This window comes from Reyranella sp., from assembly GCF_044224635.1.
Classification (GTDB): domain Bacteria; phylum Pseudomonadota; class Alphaproteobacteria; order Reyranellales; family Reyranellaceae; genus Reyranella.
Map to the genome: position 1 here is coordinate 116,434 of NZ_JBGAKA010000005.1, position 26,086 is coordinate 142,519.

Consider the following 26,086-nt stretch of genomic DNA (forward strand, 5'->3'; position numbering starts at 1 on the left):
GCACTAAGCTTGCGCCAATCTATCCGCCTGGGAGGGCGCCCATGTCGTCGGTCATGAAGATCAGCAGCCGGAATCTCCCGGCATTGCGCCGCCGCAGCCTGGTCAAGGGCGGCATGGCCGGCATCCTCGCCAGCGGGCTGGCGCCGACCTTCGCCTACGCCCAGCCCAAGAAGCTGGTGATGGCGCATCTCAACGCCCTTCCCGAGTCGGCCGCCATCGCCTTCGACTGGCAGGCCCAGGAGGTGCGCAAGCGCTCCAACGGCGAGCTCGACATGCAGTTCTTCGGCTCGACGCTCCTCAACAAGGAGCTCGAGATCATGAATGCGGTGAAGTCGGGCAACATCGCCATCGGCAATCCCGGTGGCGCCGCCGCCACCGTGTTCCCCGAGATGGGCGTGTTCCTCGTGCCATACCTCGTGCAGAGCTACGATCAAGCCTACAAGATGTTCAACGGCAAGATCGGAGACACGCTCGATAAGCAGTTTCAGGACAAGTACAAGCTGAAGACGCTGTGCTTCTTCGACTATGGCTTCCGCCATTTCTGGACCAGCAAGAAGCCTATCGTCGAACCCCGCGACCTGCGCGGCGCCAAGATCCGCGTCCAGCAGGCCAAGGTGTTCGGCGACACGATCAACGGTCTGGGCGGCAATGCCGTGCCGATGGCGTGGGGCGAGGTGATCTCGGCCGCCAAGTCGGGCGTAATCGACGGCGGCGACCTGCCGATCGTCAACCAGATCGCGCTCAAGATCTACGAGGTCTCGAAATTCTGCTCGATGACCTTCCACAATTACGGCCCCACGCTCAACACCATGAACCTGGCGGTATGGGAAGGTCTCAGCGAGCCGCACAAGAAGCTGATGCTCGACACCAGCCGCGAGGCCCAGGCCAAGTGCCGCGAGCTTACCGAATCGGTCGACAACCTCGCGGCCGCCAAGAAGGAGCTCGAGCCCAAGGGCATGACGGTGGTGCAAGGCAACGTCGAGGCCTTCCGCAAGGTCGCGCAGGAGAAGATCTGGCCGGCCTACAAGGCCCAGTACGCCGCGCTGTGGGACGACATCGCCAACTTCAAGGCGTAGGCATGGACGCATTCATGCTCTTCCGGACCGCGAGCATCCTGCTCGCTCATGAGCTTGAGCGAGCAGGATGCTCGCGGTCCGGAAGACGATGAACATGAGCAGATTCATCGCCAACATCCCGAAGATCGTCGTTGCCCTGCTGCTGGTCGCCGCCATCGTCAACCTGCTGGTCGGCGTCTTCCTGCGCTACGTCATGATCGAGGTGACGGACTGGCTCGACGTCGATCCGATCCGCTTCACTTGGGTCGAGGAGGTCGGCGAGATGATGCTGGCTTGGCTCACCCTGATCGGCGCCGCGATCGGCGTGCGCGAGCGCTCGCATTTCGCGTTGCATGCGCTGACCCACCACTTTTCGTCGCGCACGCAGAGCCTGATCGAGCGTGTCCATCATGTGCTGATCGCGGCGATCGGCGGCATCGCCGCTTGGTACGGCGTGAAGCTTTGCCTGCTCAACCGCACGCTGGCGACGCCGGGTCTCGAGATCAATCTCGCCGTCCTCTACGCCTCGGTCGTGGTGGGCGGCGTCCTGCTTGTGATCTATGCTGTTTCGATGATCGTGGCGCCGCCGCCGATCGCCCCCGACCCCGTGCACTGAGGAACAGCCGCTATGCTGCTGCTCGTCGTCGGCGTGATCTTCGTCGCCTTGATCCTGTTCTCGATGCCGATCGTGTTTGCGCTGGGCGTCGCCGGCGTCGCCGGCCTGCTGCTCGGCGGCTACGACATGCAAGTACTGTCGTCGAGCATGGTGTCGGGCTCGCAGAGCTGGGTGCTGCTCGCCATCCCGGCCTTCGTCTTTGCCGGCGGCCTGATGGAGAAATGTGGCATGAGCCACGCCCTGGTCGACTTCGCCCGAGCTTTGGTCGGCTGGGTCAAGGGCGGGCTCGGCATGTCGGTGATCGTCGTCGCCTATTTCTTCTCCGACATCTGCGGCTCGAAGATGGCCGAGGTCTCGGCACTCGGCTCGACCCTGATGCCGCCGCTCACCAGGGCGGGCTACAAGCGCCAGGACTCGGCGTCGCTGATCGCCGCAGGCACCGCGATGGGCATGCTGGTGCCGCCCGCCATCTTCATGATCGTGATCGCCCAGGTTACCAACACCTCGGCGGTGGCGCTGTTCCTCGCGGGCTTCGTGCCCGCTGCCACCATCATGGTGTGCCTCATGGTCCTGGTCTATTTCCGCGCCCGCAAATACGACTGGCCGGTCGATACCCGGCCCAGCATCGCGCTGATCACCGGCACGGCACGCAAGGCCGCGGTCCCGCTGGTCATTCCCGTTGTCATCCTGGGCGGCTTCTTCCTCGGCGTCTTCACCGCCACCGAGGCGGGTGCCGTGGTCGCGGGCTATGCCTTCTTCGCCGCGCGCTTCTACTATCGCAATGTCAGCTATGGCCAGATGGCCAGGCTCGCCTACGACAGTGCCATCCTGACCGCCGCCGTGGTGTTCCTGCTCGCCGTCGCCTCTGTGTTCCAGTACCTGATGGGCGTGTCCGGCGTGCCGAAGCTCCTGGCCGAGGTCCTGCATCCGCTGCGCGACGCGCCCTGGCTGTTCCTGCTGGCGACGGCGCTGATCACCATGATGTTCGGCATGGTGCTCGAAGGCCTGCCCGCCGCCGTGGTGCTGATCCCGGTGGTGTTCCCGATCGCCGAGGAAATGGGAATCGATCCCATCCACTTCAACATCGTGCAGACCGCGGCGGTCGGCATCGGCCTGTTCCTGCCGCCGATGGGCGTCGGCCTGCTGATGGCGCTGCGCTTCGCCAACCTGACGGTTGGCCAACACTGGCGTTCCTACATGCCCTATGTCGCCGCCCTGCTGGTCGGGTTGATGCTGATCATCCTGTTCCCGCAGATCTCGCTGTTCCTGCCGCGCAGCGCCGGGCTGATCAAGTAGCGCAAACGCTTCCGACTCTTGTCATCCTGAGCATAGCGAAGGATCTCATCGCCGCTCGCCACGCACGGCTATGGCGACCTGGAAGCCCGTGTTTGCATCAACCGGCGATGAGAGATCCTTCGCTGCGCTCAGGATGACATGAGGGCCGCAGCGCCTCCCGACCGCTACATCGCCGGCTTGCCGATGCCGCCACGCGCGCGGCGAGCGAGGTAGACCTGGAGATGGGCGTAGGCCAAGCGCAGGTTGGGCGTGGCGATGCTGGCCTTCTTCGCCCGTGCGATCATGTCGCCGACCGCATGGTCGGCCTCGACCATGGAACCCTTCTCGAGATCGTGCAGCATCGAGGCGGCAAAGCGCGAGCCCTTCTGCGTGAGAAAGGACCGCACGTTGATCATGCCCTTTTCGCCGGGGTCGCAGCCCGCCGCGGCGGCGACCTTGCGGCACTCCTCGACCGTCTCGAGCATGATCGCCTGACCCTCGGCCGCCTCCAGGATGTCGCCCGACGTGCCGCGCATCAGGCAGCACATCGAGGCGAGGGTGCACAGCATGATCCACTTGTCCCACAAGTCCTGGACGATGTTGGCGTGAAGACCGCCATCGACTCCGGACTTCTTCACCGCTGCATCGAGCTCGACCAGGACCCCGCGCGCCGGCCTGCCGTCGCGCTCGCCGAACGAGATGGCGGCGAATGGGCTCGTGTGCAGGATCTCGCCCTCGGGTGACATCGCGACGCCGACCCGCGCCAAGCCGCCGGCCACCTTTTCGGCACCGAACCTGGCGTCGAGCGCATCGAGATGGCGCATGCCGTTCAGCAGCGGCACGACCGTTGCCTCGGGCACGACAGCAGGCGCAACAGCGTCGATCGCCGAGTCGAGATCGTAGGCCTTGCAGGTGAGGAGGACGATGTCGTACGGGCCACCCTCTGTGCCGTCCAGCACCGCCTTCACTTTTTGCGTGATGTCGCCCTTGGTGCTCCTGATCACCAGGCCGTCGCGCTGCAGCGCCTCTCGCCGCGCCGGGCGCACCAGGAACGTGACGTCCGCGCCGCTCTGGTGCAGGCGGCCGCCGATATAGCCGCCGATCGCGCCGGCACCGAGGATCAGGGTCTTCACGGTCTCAATCCTCCGCGCGCGCGGCGCGCTTCATAGGCCTGCAGATGAGCATAGGCGAAGCGCAGGTTGGGCGCGGCCACGCCCGCCTTGCGCGCGCGCATCAGCATGTCGCCCACGATCGAGCGGGCTTCGACTGCGCCGCCCTTCTCCATGTCGCCCAGGATCGAGGCCACGGACTTAGCCCCAGGCTGCGTCAGGCCGGCTTCCAGCCCGGCCCGCACCTTGGCGCTGGGCGCGTGACCTGCGGCAGCGGCGACCTTGCAGCATTCGTCCAGGGTTTCGCGCACCAGCGCGGCGCCGTCCTCGGCGGCGACGATGTCGCCCACCGTGCCGCGCATGGCGGCGCACATCGAGGCGATGGTGCCCAGCATCACCCACTTGTCCCACAGGTCCTGGTTGATGTCCGGGTTCAGGCCGCCATCGATGCCGGCCTTCTTGCAGGCCGCGTCGAGCTCGACCAGCGCCGGGCGCGCCGCCTTGCCGTCGCGCTCGCCGAACGACACGCCCGAGGCGCCGCTGTGCACGATCTCGCCGTTCGGTCCCAGCATGCCCGAGATGCGCGCCAAGCCACCCGCCACGCGCGCCGCGCCGAACGTCGCATCGAGCGTGGCGAAGTGGGCGTGGCCATTCAGCATCGGCACGATGGTGGTGTCGGGACCGACGGCCGATGCGATCGACGCGATGGCCGAGTCGAGGTCGTAGGCCTTGCAGGCCACGATCACGACGTCATAGGGCGCACCCTCGTCGCCCCTGGTCACGACCTTCACCGGCACGGTGAAGTCTCCCTTGGGACTTTTCACCACAAGGCCGTTGGCCTTCACCAGCGCCGCGCGTTTCTCGCGCAACAGGAAAGTGACGTCGACGCCGGCCTGTGTCAGGCGCGCGCCCCAATAGCCGCCGACCGCGCCGGCGCCCAAGATCAGGATCTTCACTTCTTGACCTTCCTTTCGGCCACCCAGTCGGCGAGCCAGGTCGCGAGATCGTCGGTCTGGTGGTGAATGTGGTCGAGATCGAGGCCTTCGGCGCGCTTGACGCTCTCGTCGGTGCGGATCCACACCGTGCGCATGCCGAGGTCGCAGGCCGGCTTGAGATTGACCGCGATGTCGTCGCACATGGCGGCGCGCGCCGGATCGATGCCGTGCCGGTAAACGAGCTGCTCGTAGATCTGCTTGTGCGGCTTGGGCCAGTACTCGCCCGCCACGATGTCGAAGATCGCCTCGAAATGGTGCGCCACGCCCAGCCGCTCCATCACCCGCTCGGCGTGCGGCACGTCGCCCGCGGTGAAGATCAGCTTGCGCCCCGGCAGGGCAGCCAGCGAGGCCTCGAGCGACGGATCGGGCTGCACCGGCGAGTAGTCGATGTCGTGCACGTAGTCGAGATAGTGGCGCGGATCGACGCCATGCAGGCTCATCATGCCGCGCATCGAGGTGCCATGCTCACGCCAATACTGCTTCTGCACTCGCCGCGCCTCCTCGGCGTCGACCTTGAGCCAGTCGGAGATGTAGCGGCCGATGCGGACATCGATCTGGGCGAACAGGTTGCACCGCGCCGGGTACAGCGTGTTGTCGAGGTCGAACAGCCAGACGTCGGGATCGTGTTGCGGAGGCATGGAGCCCTGGATTAGCGGCGCTGGGTACATTTGTCGATCACCCTCAGGCAACCGCCAGGGCCGGGACTGATATCCTCCGGGGCCGCCCGCTCCGTTGTGGCACAATGGCAGGCATCATGGATTTCCTGACGATCGGTCTGCTGGGCGCCGTGGCGCTGCTCCTTCTGGCGCTGTTGTTCGTGACTCTGCGGCGGCGTGACGGCGAGGCCGCCGAAGCCTTGCGCCAGCAGCTCGGCCTGGCCCTCGGCCAGCAGGCCGAGACCGTGCAGCGGGTCGAGCGCTCGCTGCGCGAGCAGGAGCAGGCGCTGTCGAAGGTGGTCGCCGAACGGCTCGAGCGCACCGAGAAGGCGACCGGCCAGATCGTCACCGACCTGCGTGAGCGCCTCGTCCGCATCGACGAGGCGCAGAAGAAGATCGGCGAGCTGTCGACCCAGATGGTGGGCCTGCAGGCGGTTCTGTCCAACAAGCAGGCGCGCGGCGCCTTCGGCGAGGTCCAGCTGGCCGACCTGGTGCAGAACATCCTGCCGCCGCAGGCCTACGAGTTCCAATGCACGCTCTCCACGGGCGCGCGCGCCGACTGCGTGCTGAAGCTGCCCAATCCGCCTGGCGCGATCGCCATCGACGCCAAGTTCCCACTCGAGAGCTACACGGCGCTGCGCGCCGTCCCGGCCGGCGACGTGGCCGCCCTGCAGGCCGCCCAGCGCGGCTTCCAGCAGGCCATCCGCAAGCACATCGGCGACATCCGCGACAAGTACATCGTGGCCGGCGAGACCGCCGAATCGGCGTTGATGTTCCTGCCCTCAGAAGCGGTCTATGCAGAGCTGCACGCGAGCTTCACCGGGCTGGTCGAGGAGTCCTATCGCGCTCGCGTCTGGATCGTCTCGCCGACCACCCTGATGGCCACGCTCAACACCGTGCGCGCCGTGCTGAAGGACGTACGCATGCGCGAGCAGGCCGGCGAGATCCAGAAGACGGTCGGGCTGCTGCTCGATGACGTGAGGCGCCTCGCCGACCGCGTCGACAAGCTCAAGATTCACTTCGCCCAGACCGAGAAGGATCTGCGCGACGTCGACATCTCGGCCGACCGCATCACCAAGCGCGGTCAGCGCATTCTCGACGTCGAACTGGAAGAGGAGCCGGCGGCGCTGCCGCCGCCAGGAGGAAACCAGAAATGAACAACTCCGGCGCCAGCCTCGCGACCCTGAAAGCCCTGGTCGAGGCCTTCAATGCCCACGACCTCGATCGCATCATGAGCTTCTTCGCCGAGGACGCCGTGCTCGAGATGCCGCGCGGCCCTGATCCGTGGGGCTACCGCCATGTCGGCGCCGCTGCGGTGCGCGAAGGCCTGCGCAGCCGCTTCGAAGGCCTGCCCGACGTCCACTACGGCGACGACAGCCACTATCCACTATGTCGACGGCGACATGGGCATTTCGCAATGGACCGTCACTGGAACCACCCGGAGCGGCGAGAGCATCGCCGCCCGCGGATGCGACTTCTACAGCTTTTGCGGCGGCAAGGTGGTGAAGAAGGATTCCTTCTGGAAGATGGTCGAGAAGGGTTGATGCCCTGGGCTGACGCGCCCTTCTCGACCCTGAAGCGTCAGCCCCAGGGGCCGCGGCGGCTCGACTGTGGCGCCGAGGCCCACGGGCCATTCGGCGACATGGCCGGCGCCATGCCGTAGCCATGGCCCGTCATCGCTTCCAGCCGCGCGATGCGTTCCTCCATCGGCGGATGGGTCGAGAACAGGCTGGCCAGCCCGCCCGAGCTCAGCGGGTTGGCGATGTACAGGTGCGCCGTCGCCGGATTGGCTTCCGCCACCTGGTTGGGGATCTGCTGGGTGCCGGCATGCAGCTTGGCGAGCGCCGAGGCGAGCCATTGCGGCTGGCCGGAGATCTCCGCGCCCATACGGTCGGCCTCGTACTCGCGGCTGCGGCTGATCGCCATCTGCACCAGGGTGGCGGCGAGCGGCGCCAGGATCATGGCGGCAATCGCTACGATCGGATTGACCAGCGGCCTGCCTTCCGAGTCACGGCCGCCGCCCATCAAACCGCCAAAGCTCGCCAGCATGCCGATGGCACCCGACAGGGTGGCGGCGATGGTCATGATCAGTGTGTCGCGATGGCGGACGTGGCTGAGCTCATGGGCCATCACGCCGGTGATCTCCTCGCGGCTCAAATAACGCAGCAAGCCGGTCGTCGCCGCCACGGCGGCATGCTCGGGGTCACGGCCGGTGGCGAAGGCGTTGGGCTGCTCCTCGTTGATGATGTAGACGCGCGGCATCGGCAGGCCGGCGCGCTGGGCCAGCCCCTGGACGATGCCGTAGAGCTCGGGCGCCTCGTTGGGCCCGACCTCCTGGGCGTTGCTCATGCGCAGCACCATCTTGTCGCTGTTCCAGTAGGCGAACAGGTTCATGCCCAGCGCCACGACGAGGGCGATGACCAGGCCGGACTGGCCACCCAGCAGGTAACCCACGACCAGGAAGAACCCGGTCAGCGCGGCCAGAAGGAGGGCAGTGCGAAAGTAGTTCATGGCCGCAAAGATGGTTTGCGACTGTGGCGAATCAAGGCAGGGACCGGCATCATGACGCCATGACCGACCCGAAGAAACCGACCGTCCCCGAGGACGCCCCGCCGCCTGAGGCCGCTTCGCCGGAACCACCACCGGCCGCCCCGAACGAGGCGGCAATGGCGCTGATCAAAAAGGTCGAGGAGATCGGCGGCCCGCCCGGCCCCGAACCGACGCGCTACGGCGACTGGCAATTCAACGGCCGGGTTACGGATTTTTAGCTTCCTCAGGACCGCGGGCGACCCGCCAGCGGTCCTGAGGACAAGAAGCCCATCAAGCAGGCGCCACAGGTCATGCGTAACGACATCTTCCACCCCGACTTCAAGGCGGCACCATGGTGGTGGGAGGCGTGGAGTCCCAATAACGCGCTGTCGCAGGATCCGCCGGCGCGCGCCGACGTGGTGATCGTGGGTGCCGGCTATGGCGGCCTGTCGACGGCGCTCGAGCTCTGCCGCAACGGCGCACGCGCCGTGGTGCTGGAGCGCGGCGATTTCGGCATCGGCGCCAGCACGCGCAACGGCGGCATGGTCTCGGGCGGCACCAACCTCGGCAAGGGGCTGGGTGGCAAGAGTCCGATCGCCGACGAATTCGAGCGCAACAAGGCCGCCCTGATGGGCGCCGGCGCCGATTCGCTCAGCGTACTGGCCGACATCATCGCCCGCGAGAAGATCGAGTGCGGCCTGATGATGAATGGCCGTTTCGTCGGCGCCTGGACGCCGCGCCATTACGCCGACATGGCGACCAAGGTCGAGACCTACAACACCTACGCCAATGCCGGCAGCCACATGGTGCCGCGCGAGCGCCAGCGCGAGATGATCGCCTCGGACTATTATTTCGGCGGCATGTATTCGACCCGCGCCGGCCACCTCCACCCGGCGCTCTACTACAAGGGCCTGATCGAGGCGGCGCACCGCGCCGGCGCCATCCTGTGCGCCAACGTCGAGGCCGAGCGCCTCGAGAAGACGGCGACCGGCTGGCGTGTGCTGACGGCCAAGGGCCCGGTCGAGGCGCGCGAGGTCGTGGTCGCGACCAACGGCTACACCGGCGACCTGACGCCACGCCTGAAGCGGCGCGTGGTGCCGGTGGCGAGCCACATCATCGCGACCGAGGAACTGCCGGAGAACGCCCGCACGTTGCTGATCCCGGAGCTGCGCGCCATCGGCGACACCAAGCGGGTGCTGACCTATTACCGGCCGTCGCCGGACGGGAAGTACCTGATCTTCGGCGGCCGCGCCCGCTTCACCGCGGCGCCGCCCGAGGTGAGCGCGCCGGCACTCTATCGCTACATGGTCGATCGCTTCCCGCAGCTCGACGGCATCCGCATCACCCACGCCTGGACCGGCAATGTCGCCTTCGCGCTCGACTACATGCCGCACATGGGGACCGATCAGGGCGTCCATTATCTGCTGGCGTGCAACGGCAACGGCGTCGCCATGATGACCTACCTCGGCACCCAGACCGCCCGGAAGATCGTCGGCGGCCGCAACGAGCCGGTCAATCCGCTGGACGGCCGCGACTTCCCCGAGCACGCGCTCTACAACGGCGAGCCGTGGTTCCTGCCGATGATCGGCGCCTGGTATCGCACGCGCGACTGGCTCGACCGCCGACTGGCAGCCTGAAGAATGAATGAGCTTCCCGTCAGCCTGGCCGATGTCCAGGAAGCCGCCAAACGGATTGCCGGCGCGGTGGTACGCACGCCGTGCCTGAAGAGCGATACGCTGTCGCGTATCGTCGGCGCCGACATCTGGGTCAAGTTCGAGAACCTGCAGTACACCGCCTCGTTCAAGGAGCGTGGCGCGCTCAACACGCTGCTGCAGCTCACGCCGGACGAACGCAAGCGCGGCGTCATCGCCATGTCGGCGGGCAACCACGCCCAGGGCGTCGCCTACCATGCCGGCCGCCTCGGCATCCCGGCCACCATCGTCATGCCCTCCTTCACGCCCAACGTGAAGGTGAAGCACACGCGCGACTACGGCGCGCGCATCGTCCTGCACGGCGACACGCTCGCCGAGGCCGGCGCCGAGGCGCACCGCCTGGCGGCAGCCGAGCACCTGGCGTTCGTGCATCCCTACGACGATCCGCGCATCATCGCCGGCCAGGGTACGGCGGCGCTGGAGATGCTGCAGGACGCGCCCGAGATCGACACGCTGGTGGTGCCGGTCGGCGGCGGCGGCCTGATCTCGGGCTGCGCCGTCGCGGCGCGCGGCATGAGGCCCGACATCCGCCTGATCGGCGTCGAGGCGGCCGGCTACGCCGCCATGCGCCAGCTGCTCGCCGGCGAGCCGGTGACGGTGGGCGGCGACACGATCGCCGAGGGCATCGCGGTGCGCGATATCGGCCGCGCGCCGCTCGCCATCGCCCATGCCCTGCTCGATCGCGTGCTGGCGGTCGACGAGGTGACGATCGAGCGCGCCATCGCGCTGCTGCTCGAGATCGAGAAGACGGTGGCCGAAGGGGCAGGTGCTGCCGGCCTGGCGGCCCTGCTCGCCCATCCGCAGGTCTTCGCCGGCCGCAAGGTCGGGCTGGTGGTGAGCGGCGGCAACATCGACACCCGCCTGCTCGCCTCGATCCTGCTGCGCGGCCTGGTGCGCGACGGCCGCATCGTCCGCCTGCGCCTCACCATCAGCGACCTGCCCGGCCAGCTCGCCCGCGTCGCCGGGCTGATCGGCAAGGCCGGCGGCAACATCGTCGACGTCCAGCACCAGCGCCTGTTCGGCGGCGTCGCCGCCAAATCGACCGAGCTCGACGTTACCGTCGAAACCCGCGACCGTCCGCATGTGCGCGAGCTGGTTGCCGCCCTGGAGAGCGAGGGATTCAAGGTCCGCGTGCTGCAGGATGCGGACGCATGACAACAGCGCTCCGAGTGATATCAGCTACACCGATGCCTGCCCAGGTTCGTCGCAATGGATCGCCAGGATCGCCGACCCGTCGGTAGCAATCAATCGAACGATCCGTTCTTGTTGTATCCGAGGATCTCGTCCTCGGTGGCCGTCGACAGGACGGGCAACTTCTTCTCTTACGGCGCACGGCCGCGCGGAGTATAGACCGCGCCATGTCCGCCGCCCCGCACTACGTCCCGTCGCCCACGCCCGACCTTGCCCGTATCGAACGGGCGCTGGTGTCCGTCTCAGACAAGGAAGGCCTGACCAAGCTCGGCAAGGCGCTGGCCCGGCACGGAGTCGAGATCCTGTCGACCGGCGGCTCGGCCAAGGCCTTGCGCGACGCCGGGATCGCCGTGGTCGAGGTGAGCGACCATACCGGCTTCCCCGAGATCATGGACGGACGGGTCAAGACCCTGCAGCCGTCGATCCATGGCGGCATCCTGGCCCGCCGCACCGATGCCGGCCATCGCAAGGCGATGAACGATCACAAGATCGCGGGCATCGATCTGGTGGTGTCGAACCTCTATCCCTTCGAGGCCACGGTCGCGCGCGGCGCCGATTTCCCGACCTGCGTCGAGAACATCGACATCGGCGGGCCGGCCCTGATCCGCGCCTCGGCCAAGAACCATGATTTTGTGACGATCGTGGTCGATCCGGCCGATTACGGCGCGGTGATCGCCGAGCTCGAGGCGAACAAGGGCGCCACCACGCTGGCGCTGCGTCGCAGGCTCGCCGCCAAGGCCTATGCGCGCACCGCGTCCTACGATGCCGCGATCGCCACCTGGTTCGCGGGCCAGCAGGGCGAGACGTTCCCGGAGCGGCTCACCCTCACCGCCGAACGCGCGCAGATCCTGCGCTACGGCGAGAACCCGCATCAGCAAGCGGCGTTCTATTCCGACGGCAGCCGGCGCCCGGGCATCGCCACGGCGCGCATGGTCCAGGGCAAGGAGCTTTCCTACAACAACATCGGCGATACCGAGGCGGCCTACGAATGCGTCGCCGAGTTCACGGAGCCGGCGGTCGTCGTGGTGAAGCACGCCAACCCGTGCGGCGTGGCGATCGGCGCCGATCAGTACAGCGCCTACCTGAAGGCCTATGCCTGCGATCCGGTGTCGATCTATGGCGGCATCGTCGCCCTCAACACGACGCTCGAGGCGCGCACGGCCGAGGATCTGGCGAAGCGCTTCCTGGAAGTCATCATCGCACCCGATGCGACCGAGGAAGCCCTGGCGGTGCTGGCCCGCCGCAAGGCCGTGCGCGTGCTGCTGGCCGGCAGCCTGCCCAATCCGGCGAGCGCCGGCATGACCCTGAAGAGCGTCGCCGGTGGCTACCTGCTGCAGAGCCGCGACAACGGGCATGTGCCCGCGAGCGCACTCAAGGTCGTGACCAAGCGCGCACCGACGGCGAAAGAGATCGACGACCTGCTGTTTGCCTTCACGGTGTGCAAGCACGTCAAGTCGAACGCCATCGTTTACGCCAAGGACGGCGCCACCGTGGGCGTCGGCGCCGGCCAGATGAACCGCCGCGATTCCTCGCGCATTGCCGCCATCCGCGCCGCCGAATCGGGCGAGCTGGCCGGTCTCAAGGAGAGCCCGGCGATCGGCAGCGTGGTGGCGTCCGACGCCTTCTTCCCCTTCGCTGACGGGCTGCTCGCCGCCGCCGAAGCCGGCGCCACGGCGATCATCCAGCCCGGTGGCTCGCTGCGCGATCAGGAAGTGATCGACGCCGCCGACGAAAAGGGCCTGGCCATGGTGTTCAGCGGGATGCGGCACTTCCGGCACTAGGCTCGCTCTTGGCCGCGACCGGCTCGCTGGTGGCGAGCCAGATGCCGGCGAAGACGGCGACCAGGCCGAGCACCAGGTTGAGCGTCACGGGCTCGCCCACCAGCACGCTCGCGAGCAGCGCCGCGGCAATGGGATTGACCGTCATGGTGTTGGCGACACGCGTCGGCGAGGCGCGCTCGAGCGCCATCACCCAGAGGATGAAAGCCAGCGCACCGCCAGTGACGCCGAGATAGACGCCGGCGATCCACTGGCCCGTGCCGAAGGTTGCCAGGACCGCGAGCCGGCCCGTGACGAGCGTGACGATCAGCAAGGCCACGGCGCCGGCCCCCATGCCGACCGCCAGGAATCCCAGCGCGCTGGAACGCTGGATCAGCGGCCGCGACAGGACGTTGTAGAGCGCCATGCAGACGACACCGACGGCCATGATCAGCTCGCCCTTCCACGCGCCGGCCGGTGCGATGCCAAGATCCAGCGCCAGGGCAGCGACGACGCCCAGCACGGCGATGCAGACGCCCAGCGTCTTGCGCACCGTCAGCGCCTCGACGCCGAGGAGCGCGCCCACCACCATGGTCTGCAGAGGCAGGGTCGAGAGCGCGAGGCTGGCGCGCGCCGCCGTCGTGTAGCCGATCGCGAGATTGTAGAGGATGGTGAACAGGCCATAGAACAGGAAGCCCAGGCCGACGACGCTCGGCAGGTCCTGCGGCCCCGGCCACCGCGCCCGCATCAGCAGCGCCACCGGCAGCACGCACAGCACACCGATGCCCCACCGCAACAGGGCGAGCGTGAGTGGATCGGCACTAACCACAAGATAGCGAGTCACCGCCGCCGCCGTGCCGCCCAGAGAGCTCGACACGATCGCGATCGCCACGCCCAGCCACTCGCTCACCGAACCCTCCCTCTGTCGCACCGCCGCGCCCTGTCGCGTCACCGCGCGATATGCCATGGTGGCAAATATAGATGTGTTTTCAACTACTTGGCAGGTAATCATGGAGAAGGGGCAGGGCTTTGCGGCAGAGTTGCGGGCGTGGCGCCAGCGCCGCGGGCGCTCGCAGCTCGATTTGGCCGGCCGTGCCAACATCTCGCAGCGGCATCTCAGCTTCCTCGAACTGGGTCGCGCCGCGCCGAGCCGCGACATGGTGGTGCGGCTGGCGACCGCGCTCGACGTGCCACTGCGCCAGCACAATGCACTGCTGCTTGCGGCGGGCTTCGCCCCGGTGTGGCGCGAGACCGACCTCGCCGCGCCCGAGCTCGCCCAGGTGAACGATGCCGTGGGGCACATGCTGGCCCAGCAAGAGCCGTTTCCGGGCGTCGCCGTCGATCGCCAATGGAACCTGCTCAAGGCCAACGCTGGCGCCGTCCGCCTGGTCGAGTACCTGGTCGGTTCCCTGGCGCCCGATGCCAAGGTCAATCTCGCCGATGCACTGGTGGCGCCCGATGTGTTGAGGCCGTTCCTGGTCAACTGGGCCGACGTCGTGCGCTACTTCGTGCGCAGCGTCGAGGCCGATGCCGCCGCCGACGGACGGCCCGAGACGACCGCACTGCTGGCGCGGCTGCTGTCCTACGACGGCGTGCGGCCAGTGCTGCAGGAGCCCGCATCCTATGGTGCCGCCAGCCCGGTGCTGCCGATGCATTTTTGCAAAGGCGATGTCTCGCTGAAGCTCTTCACCACCATCGCCACGCTCGGCATCCCGCGCGACATCACGCTGGAGGAGCTGCGTATCGAATGCTTCTTCCCGATGGATGCAGCGACAGCCGATATCCTGCGCGGTTGGGCTGCCTAGCGATCCGGAATGCCGACGGAGAACGCCGCCGGCAGGACGCTGACCTCGAGCGGCAAGCGGCCCGCCATCTCGCCATCGACGTCGACCAGCGTCTCGACATCAGAGTCGAAGCGGAACGACGCGCCGCGGCTGGTGCGGACCTTGGGGTGGCTGAGATGGCCGCCGCTGTAGAGCTTGGGCATGACGCCGAGCAGCACGCCGAGCCGCGATACGTCTCTCATCTCGATCAGGTCGAGGACGCCGTCATCGAGATAGTCGAAGCGGTCGACCGGCCGGCCGTCAAGGCCTGTGCAGCGCACGCGCATCAGGTCGATGGTGCGCGTGGCGCGACCGGCCGCGGCATCGAAGGCGCGGACCGGATCGCGCAGGTAGCCAAGCGCGCGACACAGTTCGTTGGCTGTTCCGGCCGGGATCGGGCAGAGGACGGCATCGGGTGCCGCGAGGCGGCCCGATGGCTCCAGCAGGCCGTTCAAGGTCTCGTTTACCGTCCCGTCGCCGCCCACCGCCACGAAGCGGCGCACGCCGCGCCCCAGGGCCGCACGGGCCAGGGCGGTCGCATGGCCGGGCGCCGCGGTAAAGAGCGGTTCGATGGCGCCGAGGCGCGTGGTCAGCGCCGCCTCAATCACCGGCCAGCGCCGCGCCGCCCCGCCCATCTGGGCAGCGCGGTTGACGATCACGACGGCCAACGGCTGCGAGGTCATGCTTCTCTTCTGCTGCCAGAATCTGACAGCGGCTCGTGGTAGGGTAGTTGTGAGAATCCAGTGTCGCATTAAGGAGCCGCCGTGTCGCGCGCGCAACGCCTGCTCGACCTCATCCAGGTGCTGCGGCGCCATCGCCATCCAGTGAGCGGCGCGACGCTCGCCGAGGCAACCGGCGTGTCGCTGCGCACGCTCTATCGCGACATCGAGACCCTGAAATCGGAAGGCGCGTCGATCGATGGCGAGGCCGGCGTCGGCTACGTGCTGCGTCCGGGCTTCATGCTGCCGCCGCTGATGTTCAGCGAGGAGGAGATCGAGGCGCTCGTGCTCGGCTCGCGCTGGGTGCATCAGCGCGCCGATCGCTCGCTGGCCGATGCCGCCGCCAACGTGCTGGCCAAGATCGGCGCGGTGCTGCCCAAGGATCTGCGCGACGCTCTCGATGATTCCGGCTTGCTGATCTCGCCGGGCGAGCCCATCCCGGCCGGCGACGCCGAGCTGCCGAAGATCCGCCAGGCCATCCGCAACGAGCGCAAGCTCGGCCTTTCCTATCGCGACAAGGATGGCGTCGCCAGCAAGCGTACCGTGTGGCCGTTCGCCGTCGGTTTCTTCGAGAAAGTGCGCGTCGTCGTGGCGTGGTGCGAGCTGCGCCAGGACTTTCGCCACTTCCGTACCGACCGCATTGTCACCTTGACGGTCACCGACAAGCGCTATCCACGCCGGCGCCAGGCTATGCTCAAGGAATGGCGTGATCGCGAGCAGACGCGGGAAGCGTAGCAACCAACCCTGTCGTCCTGAACGAAGTGAAGGACCTCATCGCCGCCTGCCACGAGCGCACTCTATTACCTCTGGCGATGAGATCCTTCGCTGCGCTCAGGATGACAGAGAAACGCCAGGCACTCCCTGCTGACACAATCTGACAGCTACCTCACCTACATTGGCTTCACCGAGAAATGGAGACCCCGATGGAACAGACGCACGCCGACTGGGAGCAGCGCGGCCTGCCAATCGCCCAGAAGCCCACCGCGATGGATTTCGGCCATACCTTCGTGGCACTCGACCTCGACGGCCATCGCCTGCGCGTGTTCGCGCCGACGGCAGCGTAAGGAGAATTGCCATGACCAGGAACTGGCTGGCGGTCGCGTCCGCCGAGCATGTCGAGATCGGCCTCACCGAGGGATTCATGCAGGTCTCGCACGGCAAGGCCTCGCCGCTGCGTCGCATCCAGCCCGGCGATCGCATCGTCTACTACTCGCCGAACCGGCACTACACGCCGAGCCATGCCGTACGCGGCAAGGACCAGCTGCAGGCCTTCACCGCGATCGGCACGGTAAAGCAGGGTTCGCCCTACCAGGCCGACATGGGCTTCGGCTTCCGGCCCTATCGCCGCGACGTCGCTTGGCACGAGGCCGAGCCGACGCCGCTGGCAGCGCTGAGGGATGCGCTCACCTTCACCCGGGAGAAGAACTGGGGATACCGGCTGCGCCAGGGCGTGGTCGAGATCAGCGACGCCGACATGACGGCCATCGCCGAGGCGATGTTCAAAGCCTCGGCACCACCTCGTCGGCTAGCAGCTTGAACGTCGAGCGGCTGAGCGGCGCGCACATCAGGTAGTTGAGACCGATTTCTTCCCGCAGCCGGTGGATCTTCTCGACCACCGACTGCGGCGTGCCGTGAATGATCACGCTGTCGACATAGTGCTGCGCCGGCTCCTTGCCGTCATAGGTACGCGGCGGCATCGACTTGCGGTGCGCATGTTGTGGGCCGGAATAGGAATCGACGATCCACTGAGCGCCGCGCCGGGCGATCTCCTCGGCTTCGCTCGTGGTCGGCGCCAACGCGAGCAGGCGCGCCATCGGGATGTCGCGCCCGTCATCGACGAAGCCTGCTTCCTGGAGCTTCGTGGTGTAGTACCGGCGCTTGCGGCCGATATCGGCCATCGAGGCGTGCGGGTCCATCAGGATGGAGAAGCCGCGACTCGCCGCCCAGTCGATGGCCGTCTCCGACGTCGCCGCCATCCAGATCGGCAAATCCGGCTGCAACGGCTTGGGCAACACCTCGATATCCTCGAAGTCGAAATGCGCGCCCTTGTAGTTGAGACGTTCCTGCGTCCAGCATTGCAGCACGATCTCGACAGCTTCGCGGAAGCGTTCGGCGCTTTCCTGGGGCGGCACGCCAAAGGCGGCGAACTCAGACAGCGCGAAGCCGCGGCCAGCGCCCCAGTTGACACGGCCGCCCGACAGCACGTCGAGCAGCGCCACCTCCTCGGCAAGACGCAGGGGATGATAGAGCGAGGCGAGCGACACCGCCGTGCCGATGCGCAACCGGCTGGTGCGCGCCGCCGCCATCACACCCAGCATGTGCACCGAGGGGCAGACGCTGAACGTGGTGAAATGATGCTCGGCCAGCCACACCGCGTCGAAGCCGCCGCGGTCCATGATCTCGATACGCTCGAGCGCGCGCGCATAGACCTCTTCCAGGGGGCCGTGGCGACCGGGCCACGCAAAGAACTGCAGAACGCCAATCTTCATGACCACTCCGCCTTGATGCCGGTGGCCTTCACGATTGGCCACCATTTCTCGTTCTCAGCCTTCTGATAGGCCGCCAGCGCCTCCGGCGTGAGCTACCCAATGCCCTCATCGCTGGGCCCGCGCCATTTCAGGCGGAGGTTACTCCCTGAAATGGCGCGGCCCAGCGATGAGCCTCTCTAAGGACGCCACCCCAGCACGTCGTCGATCGCATTGCCCAGGCGGTCGACGATGTCGCCGATCTGGTCTGGCGTGACGATGAAAGGTGGCGCCAGCATCACGTGGTCGCCCGACGCGCCGTCGATCGTTCCGCCCATCGGATAGACCATCAGACCGCGCGCCATTGCCGCCTTCTTGACTCTGGCATGGAGCTTGAACGCCGGATCGAACGGCGCCTTGCTGGAGCGGTCCTCGACCAGCTCGACGGCCTGCATCAGGCCGCGGCCGCGGATATCGCCGACATGCGGATGGTTGCCGAAGCGCTCCCCGAGCCGGCGGCGCAGCAGCGCGCCCATCGTCCCCACGTTCCTCAGGAGATCGTCGTGTCGGATCGTCTCCTGGACCGCGAGCCCGGCGGCGCAGGCCAACGGATGGCCCATGTAGGTGTGGCCGTGCTGGAAGAAGCCGCTGCCCTTGGCAAAGGTCTCGTAAATATGCCGCCCGAGCAGCACCGCGCCGATCGGCTCATAGCCGCCACCCAGCCCCTTGGCGATGGTCATCAGGTCGGGCGCGATGCCCTCCTGCGCGCAGGCATGCAGCGTGCCGGTGCGGCCCATGCCGCACATCACCTCGTCGAGGATCAACAGCACGCCGCGGCGATCGCAGATCTCGCGCACGCGGCGGAAATAGTCGCCGACCGGCGGCACGGCGCCGGCGGTGGCGCCGACCACAGTCTCGGCGACGAACGCCATGACGCTCCCGGGTCCGAGCTCCTCGATCTTGGCGTCGAGCGCCGCGGAGGCACGCGCGGCATAGGCTTCGTCGGACTCTCCCGGCTGCTGGAAGCGATAGGCGAAGCACGGGTCGACGTGATGGGTCTCGATCAGCAGCGGCGAGAACGGGGCGCGGCGCCATTCATTGCCGCCGGTGGCCAGCGCGCCCAGTGTGTTGCCGTGATAGCTCTGGCGGCGCGCGACGACGTGGCGGCGCCCGGTCTCGCCGCGTTCGACGAAATACTGCCGCGCCATCTTCAGCGCCGCCTCGATTGCCTCCGAGCCGCCGCTCACCAGGTAGGCATGGCTGATGCCGGCGGGTGCATCGGCGATCAGGCGATCGGCAAGCTTCTCGGCGACCTCGGTGGTGAAGAAGCTCGTATGGGCATAGGCGAGCTTGTCGAGCTGCTCATGCAGCGCCGCAGTCACCGCCGGATGGCCATGGCCGAGACAGGACACGGCGGCACCACCCGAGGCATCGAGGTAGCGCCGCCCGGCCGTGTCGACGATCTCGATGCCGCTGCCGCCGGCGGCAACGGGAAGGGTGCCGGCGATCTGACGATGCAGGATGTGGGTCATGGCGTTTCGCCTCCGCTGCCCCTGACGCCCCGCCGCGGCAAATGCACGCCGAAGGCGGCAAGCTGCGCCTCGGTGCGACCGAGCGCCTCCAACGCCTCGGCGCCATCGTGGCCGGCGATCAGCGCCGCCAGGATTTCGGCCACCGCCAGCAAGGGCGTCATGGTGTGGAAGAAGGATGGGCTCCCGGTCGCCACCAGAACCGCACAGGCGGCGATCTGGGCGAGTGGCGAGACCTCGGAGTCAGTGATCGCAACGACCGGCACGCCGCACGCCACGGCATAGCGCGCGCCGTCGATCGTGGCACGGGCATAGGGTTCGACACTGGCCGCCAGCAGCACATCGTCGGGGCCAGCGCCGCGGATGGCGTCGAGACCGGTCCCACCGGCGTCGTCGAGCATGACCGTGCGATCGCCGAGCAGGGACAGCATGTAATGGAAATGCCAGGCGGCGGCATGGCAGGAGCGCAGACCGAGGCAATAGATGCGCCTCGCGGCGTGCAAGCGACCGGCCGCATCGGCCAGCCGGTCGAGCGTCGCGGGCTGGGCAAGGGCGCTGATCTGGCGCGACAGGGAGTGCGCCATCTCGGCGGCGAGCGCGCGTTCGCCGCGCAGCTTCTGAGCCTCGACCTGCGCACCGGCCTTCTGCGCGAAGCCCAGCGTGCCGTCGCGCAGCGCGCCGGCATAGAGCTCGCGCACCGACTCGTAGCCTTCGAGGCCAAGGCGCTTGGCGAGCCGCGTCATGGTGGCCGGCGGCACGCCGGCGCGCCGCGCCTGCTCGCGCATCGACAGCAGCGCCACGTCGTCGGGCCGATCGAGCATATAGCGCGCCGCCGTCTGCAGCTGGCGCGGCAGGGCGTCGAAGGTCTCAACGATGGCAGCGTTCAGCGGGCCGGGGGGGTGCATGGAAGACTCATGGCTGGGAGCGCGCCACGCTCTTTTGTCATCCGAGCGTAGCGAGGAATCTTTGGGGCAACAGGAAAGATCCCTCGCTACGCTCGGGATGACAGTGTGGGGAAGTGGCGCGCTCCCCGCGAAGACTCAACGCAGCGGGATCGCGTACATCAGGCCGCCCTTGGTCCACAGGCCGTTGAGGCCACGGACCAGCTTGAGCGGGCTTTCCATGCCGACATTGCGCTCGTAGCTCTCCCCGTAATTTCCGACTTGCTTTATGATGTTGTAGGCCCAGCCCTCGTCGAGCTGCAGCGCCTTGCCGTTGCCCGGCTTGACCCCGAGGAAGCGCTGCACCAGCGCATCGGTCGATTTCAGCTGCTCGTCGACGTTGGCTCTGGTGATGCCGCGCTCCTCGCCTTCGATCATGGCGAACAGAGACCAGCGCACCACTGCCAGCCAGACGTCGTCGCCGCGGCGCACGAACGGCCCCAGCGGCTCCTTCGAGATCAGCTCGGGCAGCACCATGTATTCGCCCTGCCGGCCGCGCGTCGCCAGCGCCGAGGCAAGTGCCGAGGAATCCTGGGTGATGGCATCGCAGCGGCCGCCGAAAAACGCCTCGTACATGACGTCCTGGCTTTCGTAGACCACCGATTTGACCGAGAGATTGCGGCCGCGGAACCAGCTCGCCATGTTGAATTCGTGGGTCGTCCCCTGCGCGACGCAGACCGTGGCGCCGGCGAGCTCGGCGAGCGACTTCACGTTGAGCTTCTTCGGCACCATGAAGCCCTGGCCGTCATAGAAATTGACGCCGGCATACTGGAGGCCAAGACCGGCATCGCGCTCGAGAGTGATCGTCGAGTTGCGCACCAGCATGTCGATCTCGCCCGACTGCAGGGCGAGGAAGCGCTGTTGCGCCGACAGCGGCACGTACTTGGCCTTGGTCGCATCGCCTAGCACCGCGGCCGCGACGGCGTTGCACATGTCGATGTCGAGGCCGGACCACTTGCCCTGGCTGTTGGGCAGCGAGAAACCGCCCAGCCCGACATTGACGCCGCAGATGATCTGACCGCGCTTCTTCACGGTCTCGAGGGTCGATGGCGTCTGGGCGAAGGCGGCGGATGTCGCAACGACGGCGCCGAACGCTGCGCAGGCCGAAACAAGTCGCATGAAGGCGTGCATAGGCTTCCTCCCTGAAAGCGGGCTCGAACTCTAGCCCAGTTTGCATGATTTTGCAACGAATGCTCCATTCTCATGGCGATATGATCCAATTGGATCACATCGCTTACCAATTGAAACCGGCTCGCGGCGCAACCACATCTCCCGCGCTGCAGAAGTGTCCACGGGGAGCTGGTTTTGCCCATACGTCGCCGTTTGCTGGCCCTTGCGGGCTCTTTCTTCCTCACCTTCACCTCCGCAGCCTTCGCCCAGGGTGGCCCGCCGGCGATGCCGGTCAGCGTCGCCGCCCCGGTCGCCAAGCGCGTGATCCAGTGGGACGAGTACTCCGGCCGCTTCGAGCCGGTGGCCTCGGTCGAGGTCCGCGCCCGCGTCTCAGGCTTCATCGACAAGCTGCATTTCCGCGACGGCCAGATCGTCAATGTCGGCGATCCCCTGTTCACGATCGACAAGCGGCCGTTCGAGATCGCGGTCGAAAGCGCGCAGGCCGAGGTCGCCCGCAACAAGGCGCAAGTCGACCTCGCCGATCTCCAGGTCCAGCGCGGCGCGTCGCTGATCTCATCACGGACCATCACGGACGCCGAGTACGACCAGCGCAAGGCCAACTTGCAGGTGGCGCGCGCCCAGCTCAAGACCGCCGAGGCCGCCGTGCGCCAGGCCGAGCTCAATCTCGAATGGACCGATGTGCGCGCGCCGATCGCCGGCCGCATCTCCGACCGCAAGGTCGACGCCGGCAACCTGATCGCCGGTGGCCAGCAGGGCGCCACGCTGCTGGCGACCATCATGACGCTCGACCCGATCCGTTTCGTCTTCGACGTCTCGGAGGCAGACTACCTGCGCTACACGCGCCTCGCCTTGTCGGGCGCCATGGCCTCGTCGCGCGATGCGATCGCGGTGCGCATCCGGCTGATCGACGAGACCGACTGGACGCGCACCGGCAAGGTCGACTTCGTCGACAATGCGCTGAGCCCGCGCTCCGGCACGATCCGCACCCGCGCCATTCTCGACAACAAGAACCAGTTGCTGACTCCCGGCATCTTCGGCCGCGTGCAGCTCTATGGCGGCGAGTACGATGCGGTGCTGGTCCCCGACTCGGCGGTGATCTCGGATCAGTCGCGCAAGATCGTGTTCACCGTCGGCAAGGACAATGTCGTGCAGGCGAAGCCCGTGACCCTGGGGCCGATCGTCGACGGATTGCGCGTGGTCCGCGAAGGCCTCACCGCCGAGGACCAGGTCGTGCTCGACGGGCTCGCCAATCCGATGGTGCGCCCTGGCGCCAAGATCGTGCCCCAGAAGGGCGAGATCAAATCCGCCTCCGCCAAGCCCTAGTCAACGGCGCGTTCCCCTTATGCGTTTTTCTCATTTCTTCATCGACCGGCCGATCTTTGCCTCGGTCCTGTCGATCATCATCCTGATCGTCGGCGGCATTGCCCAGCGTGCCCTCCCGGTCGCCGAATATCCCGAGATCGCGCCGCCCACGGTCAACATCACCGCGACCTATCCCGGCGCCTCGGCCGAGGTCATCTCGCAAACTGTCGCCACGCCAATCGAGCTCGAGGTCAACGGCGTCGACGACATGCTCTATATCGAATCGCAGTCGACCGGCGACGGCCGGCTGTCGATCAACGTCGTGTTCAAGCCCGGCGTCGATATCGACCAGGCCCAGGTCAACGTGCAGAACCGCGTCGCCGTCGCCCAGCCGCGCCTGCCCGAAGATGTCCAGCGCCTCGGAATCGTGGTGCGCAAGGCCTCGCCCGACCTGATGATGGTCGTGCACATGACGTCGCCCGACGGCAGCCGCGACCAGCAATACATCTCCAACTACGCCACGCTGTTCGTGAAGGACGTGCTGGGCCGCGTCGACGGCGTCGGCAACGTGCTGGTGTTCGGCGGGCGTGACTACTCGATGCGCGTCTGGCTCGATCCGGCGCTGGTGGCGGCGCGCAATCTCACCGCCGGCGAGGTCATGCTGGCCATGCGCGCGGCCAACCTCCAGGTCGCGGCGGGCGCCATCAACCAGGCGCCGGCGGTGTCGCCCGGCGGCTTCACGCTGTCGGTGCAGACCCTGGGACGGCTCACCTCGCCCGAGGAATTCGGCAACATCGTGCTGCGGGCCGAGACCGACGGCTCGGTGACGCGCCTGCGCGACGTCGCCCGCATCGAGCTGGGCGCGCAGGACTATACGATGAACGCCTACCTCGACAACAAGAACGCCACGGCGCTCGGCATCTTCCAGCGGCCGGGCTCGAACGCGCTCGCCACCGCCAACGAGATCAAGGCGCAGATGGAGCGTCTGAAGAAGAACTTCCCGCCCGGGCTCGACTACTCGGTGGTCTACAACCCGACGGAGTTCATCCAGGCCTCGGTCGATGCCGTGATCGAGACGCTGTTCGAGGCGCTGGTCCTGGTCGTGCTGGTCGTGCTGCTGTTCCTGCAGACCTGGCGGGCGGCGATCATCCCCATCCTGGCCATCCCGGTGTCGCTGATCGGCTCGTTCGCCGTGATGGCGGCGGTCGGCATCTCGTTCAACACGCTGTCGCTGTTCGGCCTGGTGCTGGCGATCGGCATCGTCGTCGACGACGCCATCGTCGTGGTCGAGAACGTCGAGCGCTATCTCGCCCAGGGCTTCTCGCCCAAGGAGGCGGCGCACAAGACGATGGACGAGGTCGGCGGCGCCCTGGTCGCGATTTCCCTGGTGCTGATCGCGGTGTTCCTGCCGACCGCCTTCATCACCGGCCTGCAGGGCACGTTCTACAAGCAGTTCGCCATCACGATCGCCGCCTCGACCGCGATCTCCGCTTTCGTATCGCTCACCCTGTCGCCCGCCATGGCGGCGGTGCTGCTGAAGACCCACGCCCTGACCCATATCGAGCACGCCAAGCCGACGCTCGGCGAACGGCTGATGTGGCCGATCAACTGGTTCTTCCGCCAGTTCAACCGCGGCTTCGAGGCGCTGTCCAACTTCTATGGCCGGGCGACGGCGCGGCTGATCCGCATGGCCGTGGTCGTGCTGGTGATCTACGCCGGCCTGGTCGCCCTTACCGCCAATCGCCTGATCGAGACGCCGACCGGCCTGGTGCCGCAGCTCGACCGCTCGTACTTCATCGCCGCCATGCAGCTGCCCCCGGCGCGACCCTCGAGCGCGCCGACAAGCTGGTGCGCGAGGCCTCCGAGCTGATCATGCAGACGCCGGGCGTCGAGCACGCGGTGTCGTTCGTCGGCTTCGACGGCGCCACCTTCACCAATGCACCCAACACTGGCGTGATCTTCGTGCCGTTGAAGCCGTTCGCCGAACGCCGTGATCTGCCCAAGGAGAAGATCCTGGCCGACCTGCGGGCCAAGATGTTCTCGCTGCGCGAGGCCTTCGTCTTCGTGCTGGAGCCGCCCTCGGTGCCCGGCATCGGCACCGGCGGCGGCCTCAAGGGTTACGTGCAGGATCGCGCCGCGCGCGGCCTGCATGCGCTCGAGGGAGCCACCTGGGCGCTGGCCGGCGCCGCCGGGCAGACGCCGGGCCTCACCCAGGCCTTCACCCTGTTCAGCACACGCACGCCGCAGATCTGGGCCGAGATCGACCGCACCAAGGCCGAGCAGCTGGGCGTGCCGATCGCCCGCGTATTCGAGACCCTGTCGGTCTACATGGGCTCGGGCTACGTCAACGACTTCAACATCCTGGGACGCACCTATCGCGTGACGGCGCAGGCCGACAATCCCTACCGCCTGACCTTGCGCGACGTCGCCAACCTCAAGACGCGCAGCGCCAGCGGCGAGATGGTGCCGATCGGCTCGGTCGCCACCTTCTCCGACACCACCGGCCCCTACCGCGTGGCGCGCTTCAATCTCTACCAGGCAGCCGAGGTCCAGGTGGCGCTTCAGCGCGGCTTCTCGTCGGGCCAGGGCATTGCCGCCATGGAGGGCCTCGCCGCCAAGGTGCTGCCGTCCGGTTTTGACTTCGAATGGACCGAGATCGGCCTGCAGGAGAAGCTCGCCGGCAACACCGCCGTTCTGGCCTTCGGGCTGGCCGTGGTGTTCGTCTTCCTGCTGCTGGCGGCGCTCTACGAGAGCTGGCTGCTGCCCCTCGCCGTCATCCTGATCGTGCCGATGTGCGTGCTGGCCGCGATGATCGGCGTCAACCTGCGCGGTCTCGACCGCAACATCCTGGTCGAGATCGGCCTCGTCGTGCTGATCGGCCTCGCCGCCAAGAACGCCATCCTGATCGTCGAGTTCGCCAAGCAGGCGCACGAGGCCGGCATGACGCGCTACGACGCGGCGGTCAGCGCCGCCCGCACCCGCCTGCGGCCGATCCTGATGACCTCGCTCGCCTTCATCCTGGGCGTCGTGCCGCTGGTGGTGAGCTTCGGCGCCGGCGCCGAGATGCGCCAGTCGCTCGGCACCGCGGTGTTCGCCGGCATGCTGGGCGTGACCTTCTTCGGCCTGATCTTCACACCGGTGTTCTACACCGTCGCCACCGGCCTCGCGGAACTGCGCTTCAAATGGCGCAAGCCCGAGGTCCGGCCCGAGTTCACTCCGGACAAGGCCTGACGAGGCTTCATCTCAGGCCAGCGAGACAGACACTACTCCCTGTTTCTGCG

At 67.3% G+C, this 26,086-nt stretch carries 24 protein-coding genes and 1 pseudogene; 15 read left to right on the plus strand and 10 right to left on the minus strand.

All coding sequences use genetic code 11. The features are described 5' to 3' along the window. The first annotated feature begins 41 nt into the window (after positions 1-41). From ACILR9_RS06770 to ACILR9_RS06780, 3 genes are all read left to right on the plus strand, one after another. Entirely contained in the window at positions 42-1,076 is a 1,035-nt protein-coding gene (locus ACILR9_RS06770; RefSeq protein ID WP_395709145.1) for a TRAP transporter substrate-binding protein, read from the plus strand. A gap of 94 nt (positions 1,077-1,170) precedes the next feature. Continuing rightward, entirely contained in the window at positions 1,171-1,671 is a 501-nt protein-coding gene (locus ACILR9_RS06775; RefSeq protein ID WP_395709146.1) for a TRAP transporter small permease, read from the plus strand. A gap of 12 nt (positions 1,672-1,683) precedes the next feature. Further along, the gene (locus ACILR9_RS06780; RefSeq protein WP_395709147.1) at positions 1,684-2,967 is read left to right on the plus strand and encodes a TRAP transporter large permease; all 1,284 of its coding nucleotides are present in this window, start codon (positions 1,684-1,686) and stop codon (positions 2,965-2,967) included. A gap of 164 nt (positions 2,968-3,131) precedes the next feature. On the opposite strand, the gene ACILR9_RS06785 is transcribed toward ACILR9_RS06780, so the two are convergent. From ACILR9_RS06785 to ACILR9_RS06795, 3 genes are read right to left on the minus strand one after another with little or no spacing between them, the layout of a single operon-like run. Further along, complete coding sequence (locus tag ACILR9_RS06785; protein ID WP_395709148.1) at positions 3,132-4,079, minus strand: 2-dehydropantoate 2-reductase; 948 nt, start codon at positions 4,077-4,079, stop codon at positions 3,132-3,134. Beyond that, positions 4,076-5,011: a ketopantoate reductase family protein gene (locus tag ACILR9_RS06790; protein WP_395709149.1), complete on the minus strand. Its 936-nt coding sequence runs from the start codon at positions 5,009-5,011 to the stop codon at positions 4,076-4,078. The genes ACILR9_RS06785 and ACILR9_RS06790 overlap by 4 nt, the downstream gene beginning before the upstream one ends. Beyond that, a complete protein-coding gene (locus ACILR9_RS06795; protein ID WP_395709150.1) occupies positions 5,008-5,688 on the minus strand; it encodes a pyrimidine 5'-nucleotidase in 681 nt (226 codons plus the stop codon). The genes ACILR9_RS06790 and ACILR9_RS06795 overlap by 4 nt, the downstream gene beginning before the upstream one ends. A 116-nt stretch (positions 5,689-5,804) precedes the next feature. On the opposite strand from ACILR9_RS06795, the gene ACILR9_RS06800 reads away from it, so the two are divergent. Both ACILR9_RS06800 and ACILR9_RS06805 read left to right on the plus strand, forming a co-directional pair. Further along, entirely contained in the window at positions 5,805-6,863 is a 1,059-nt protein-coding gene (locus tag ACILR9_RS06800; protein WP_395709151.1) for a DNA recombination protein RmuC, read from the plus strand. A gap of 246 nt (positions 6,864-7,109) precedes the next feature. Continuing rightward, positions 7,110-7,250, plus strand: coding sequence for a hypothetical protein (locus ACILR9_RS06805; protein WP_395709274.1), 141 nt, complete (start codon positions 7,110-7,112; stop codon positions 7,248-7,250). A gap of 37 nt (positions 7,251-7,287) precedes the next feature. Here the strand turns inward: ACILR9_RS06805 and htpX are convergent, their stop codons facing one another. Next, positions 7,288-8,217: a zinc metalloprotease HtpX gene (gene htpX, locus ACILR9_RS06810; protein ID WP_395709152.1), complete on the minus strand. Its 930-nt coding sequence runs from the start codon at positions 8,215-8,217 to the stop codon at positions 7,288-7,290. Positions 8,218-8,276: 59 nt separating this feature from the next. On the opposite strand from htpX, the gene ACILR9_RS06815 reads away from it, so the two are divergent. The 4 genes from ACILR9_RS06815 (at position 8,277) to purH (ending at position 12,919) form a co-directional block, all read left to right on the plus strand. After that, positions 8,277-8,474, plus strand: coding sequence for a DUF1674 domain-containing protein (locus ACILR9_RS06815; protein ID WP_395709153.1), 198 nt, complete (start codon positions 8,277-8,279; stop codon positions 8,472-8,474). 72 nt (positions 8,475-8,546) lie between these two features. After that, positions 8,547-9,872 (plus strand): NAD(P)/FAD-dependent oxidoreductase, encoded by a 1,326-nt coding sequence (locus ACILR9_RS06820; RefSeq protein WP_395709154.1) that lies wholly within the window; start codon positions 8,547-8,549, stop codon positions 9,870-9,872. A 3-nt stretch (positions 9,873-9,875) separates the two neighbouring features. After that, positions 9,876-11,102: a threonine ammonia-lyase gene (locus ACILR9_RS06825; protein WP_395709155.1), complete on the plus strand. Its 1,227-nt coding sequence runs from the start codon at positions 9,876-9,878 to the stop codon at positions 11,100-11,102. A gap of 203 nt (positions 11,103-11,305) precedes the next feature. Then, complete coding sequence (purH, locus tag ACILR9_RS06830; RefSeq protein ID WP_395709156.1) at positions 11,306-12,919, plus strand: bifunctional phosphoribosylaminoimidazolecarboxamide formyltransferase/IMP cyclohydrolase; 1,614 nt, start codon at positions 11,306-11,308, stop codon at positions 12,917-12,919. On the opposite strand, the gene ACILR9_RS06835 is transcribed toward purH, so the two are convergent. Then, positions 12,891-13,805 (minus strand): DMT family transporter, encoded by a 915-nt coding sequence (locus tag ACILR9_RS06835; protein WP_395709157.1) that lies wholly within the window; start codon positions 13,803-13,805, stop codon positions 12,891-12,893. The genes purH and ACILR9_RS06835 overlap by 29 nt on opposite strands. A 100-nt stretch (positions 13,806-13,905) precedes the next feature. Here ACILR9_RS06835 and ACILR9_RS06840 point away from each other — a divergent pair, with 100 nt between their 5' ends. After that, complete coding sequence (locus ACILR9_RS06840) at positions 13,906-14,700, plus strand: helix-turn-helix domain-containing protein (protein WP_395709158.1); 795 nt, start codon at positions 13,906-13,908, stop codon at positions 14,698-14,700. On the opposite strand, the gene ACILR9_RS06845 is transcribed toward ACILR9_RS06840, so the two are convergent. Further along, positions 14,697-15,401: a diacylglycerol/lipid kinase family protein gene (locus ACILR9_RS06845; protein WP_395709159.1), complete on the minus strand. Its 705-nt coding sequence runs from the start codon at positions 15,399-15,401 to the stop codon at positions 14,697-14,699. The genes ACILR9_RS06840 and ACILR9_RS06845 overlap by 4 nt on opposite strands. A gap of 81 nt (positions 15,402-15,482) precedes the next feature. Between ACILR9_RS06845 and ACILR9_RS06850 the strand changes: the two genes are divergently transcribed. The 3 genes from ACILR9_RS06850 (at position 15,483) to ACILR9_RS06860 (ending at position 16,974) form a co-directional block, all read left to right on the plus strand. Next, a complete protein-coding gene (locus tag ACILR9_RS06850; protein ID WP_395709160.1) occupies positions 15,483-16,172 on the plus strand; it encodes a helix-turn-helix transcriptional regulator in 690 nt (229 codons plus the stop codon). Between the two features lie 188 nt (positions 16,173-16,360). Further along, on the plus strand, positions 16,361-16,501 hold the full coding sequence (locus ACILR9_RS06855; protein WP_395709161.1) for a hypothetical protein: 141 nt from the start codon (positions 16,361-16,363) through the stop codon (positions 16,499-16,501). Positions 16,502-16,512: 11 nt separating this feature from the next. Further along, the gene (locus ACILR9_RS06860; protein WP_395709162.1) at positions 16,513-16,974 is read left to right on the plus strand and encodes an EVE domain-containing protein; all 462 of its coding nucleotides are present in this window, start codon (positions 16,513-16,515) and stop codon (positions 16,972-16,974) included. Here ACILR9_RS06860 and ACILR9_RS06865 read toward each other — a convergent pair. From ACILR9_RS06865 to ACILR9_RS06880, 4 genes are all read right to left on the minus strand, one after another. Continuing rightward, entirely contained in the window at positions 16,937-17,926 is a 990-nt protein-coding gene (locus ACILR9_RS06865) for an LLM class flavin-dependent oxidoreductase (protein WP_395709163.1), read from the minus strand. The two genes, ACILR9_RS06860 and ACILR9_RS06865, sit on opposite strands and share 38 nt — an antisense overlap. A gap of 176 nt (positions 17,927-18,102) precedes the next feature. After that, positions 18,103-19,434, minus strand: coding sequence for an aspartate aminotransferase family protein (locus ACILR9_RS06870; RefSeq protein WP_395709164.1), 1,332 nt, complete (start codon positions 19,432-19,434; stop codon positions 18,103-18,105). Beyond that, positions 19,431-20,336: a MurR/RpiR family transcriptional regulator gene (locus ACILR9_RS06875; protein WP_395709165.1), complete on the minus strand. Its 906-nt coding sequence runs from the start codon at positions 20,334-20,336 to the stop codon at positions 19,431-19,433. The genes ACILR9_RS06870 and ACILR9_RS06875 overlap by 4 nt, the downstream gene beginning before the upstream one ends. Before the next feature lie 135 nt (positions 20,337-20,471). Continuing rightward, entirely contained in the window at positions 20,472-21,503 is a 1,032-nt protein-coding gene (locus ACILR9_RS06880) for an amino acid ABC transporter substrate-binding protein (protein ID WP_395709166.1), read from the minus strand. Between the two features lie 174 nt (positions 21,504-21,677). Here ACILR9_RS06880 and ACILR9_RS06885 point away from each other — a divergent pair, with 174 nt between their 5' ends. Both ACILR9_RS06885 and ACILR9_RS06890 read left to right on the plus strand, forming a co-directional pair. Beyond that, the gene (locus tag ACILR9_RS06885; protein ID WP_395709167.1) at positions 21,678-22,826 is read left to right on the plus strand and encodes an efflux RND transporter periplasmic adaptor subunit; all 1,149 of its coding nucleotides are present in this window, start codon (positions 21,678-21,680) and stop codon (positions 22,824-22,826) included. Between the two features lie 19 nt (positions 22,827-22,845). Beyond that, positions 22,846-26,036, plus strand: a pseudogene (locus tag ACILR9_RS06890) (efflux RND transporter permease subunit). The last annotated feature ends 50 nt before the right edge of the window (positions 26,037-26,086 follow it).

Bases quoted from the DNA above. Each gene is read 5' to 3' on its own strand.
- ACILR9_RS06770 (WP_395709145.1), top strand. From the start codon at position 42: ATGTCGTCGGTCATGAAGATCAGCAGCCGGAATCTCCCGGCATTGCGC.
- ACILR9_RS06775 (WP_395709146.1), top strand. From the start codon at position 1,171: ATGAGCAGATTCATCGCCAACATCCCGAAGATCGTCGTTGCCCTGCTG.
- ACILR9_RS06780 (WP_395709147.1), top strand. From the start codon at position 1,684: ATGCTGCTGCTCGTCGTCGGCGTGATCTTCGTCGCCTTGATCCTGTTC.
- ACILR9_RS06795 (WP_395709150.1), bottom strand. From the start codon at position 5,688: ATGCCTCCGCAACACGATCCCGACGTCTGGCTGTTCGACCTCGACAAC.
- ACILR9_RS06800 (WP_395709151.1), top strand. From the start codon at position 5,805: ATGGATTTCCTGACGATCGGTCTGCTGGGCGCCGTGGCGCTGCTCCTT.
- ACILR9_RS06805 (WP_395709274.1), top strand. From the start codon at position 7,110: ATGGGCATTTCGCAATGGACCGTCACTGGAACCACCCGGAGCGGCGAG.
- htpX (WP_395709152.1), bottom strand. From the start codon at position 8,217: ATGAACTACTTTCGCACTGCCCTCCTTCTGGCCGCGCTGACCGGGTTC.
- ACILR9_RS06815 (WP_395709153.1), top strand. From the start codon at position 8,277: ATGACCGACCCGAAGAAACCGACCGTCCCCGAGGACGCCCCGCCGCCT.
- ACILR9_RS06820 (WP_395709154.1), top strand. From the start codon at position 8,547: ATGCGTAACGACATCTTCCACCCCGACTTCAAGGCGGCACCATGGTGG.
- ACILR9_RS06825 (WP_395709155.1), top strand. From the start codon at position 9,876: ATGAATGAGCTTCCCGTCAGCCTGGCCGATGTCCAGGAAGCCGCCAAA.
- purH (WP_395709156.1), top strand. From the start codon at position 11,306: ATGTCCGCCGCCCCGCACTACGTCCCGTCGCCCACGCCCGACCTTGCC.
- ACILR9_RS06840 (WP_395709158.1), top strand. From the start codon at position 13,906: ATGGAGAAGGGGCAGGGCTTTGCGGCAGAGTTGCGGGCGTGGCGCCAG.
- ACILR9_RS06845 (WP_395709159.1), bottom strand. From the start codon at position 15,401: ATGACCTCGCAGCCGTTGGCCGTCGTGATCGTCAACCGCGCTGCCCAG.
- ACILR9_RS06855 (WP_395709161.1), top strand. From the start codon at position 16,361: ATGGAACAGACGCACGCCGACTGGGAGCAGCGCGGCCTGCCAATCGCC.
- ACILR9_RS06860 (WP_395709162.1), top strand. From the start codon at position 16,513: ATGACCAGGAACTGGCTGGCGGTCGCGTCCGCCGAGCATGTCGAGATC.
- ACILR9_RS06865 (WP_395709163.1), bottom strand. From the start codon at position 17,926: ATGAAGATTGGCGTTCTGCAGTTCTTTGCGTGGCCCGGTCGCCACGGC.
- ACILR9_RS06870 (WP_395709164.1), bottom strand. From the start codon at position 19,434: ATGACCCACATCCTGCATCGTCAGATCGCCGGCACCCTTCCCGTTGCC.
- ACILR9_RS06875 (WP_395709165.1), bottom strand. From the start codon at position 20,336: ATGCACCCCCCCGGCCCGCTGAACGCTGCCATCGTTGAGACCTTCGAC.
- ACILR9_RS06880 (WP_395709166.1), bottom strand. From the start codon at position 21,503: ATGCACGCCTTCATGCGACTTGTTTCGGCCTGCGCAGCGTTCGGCGCC.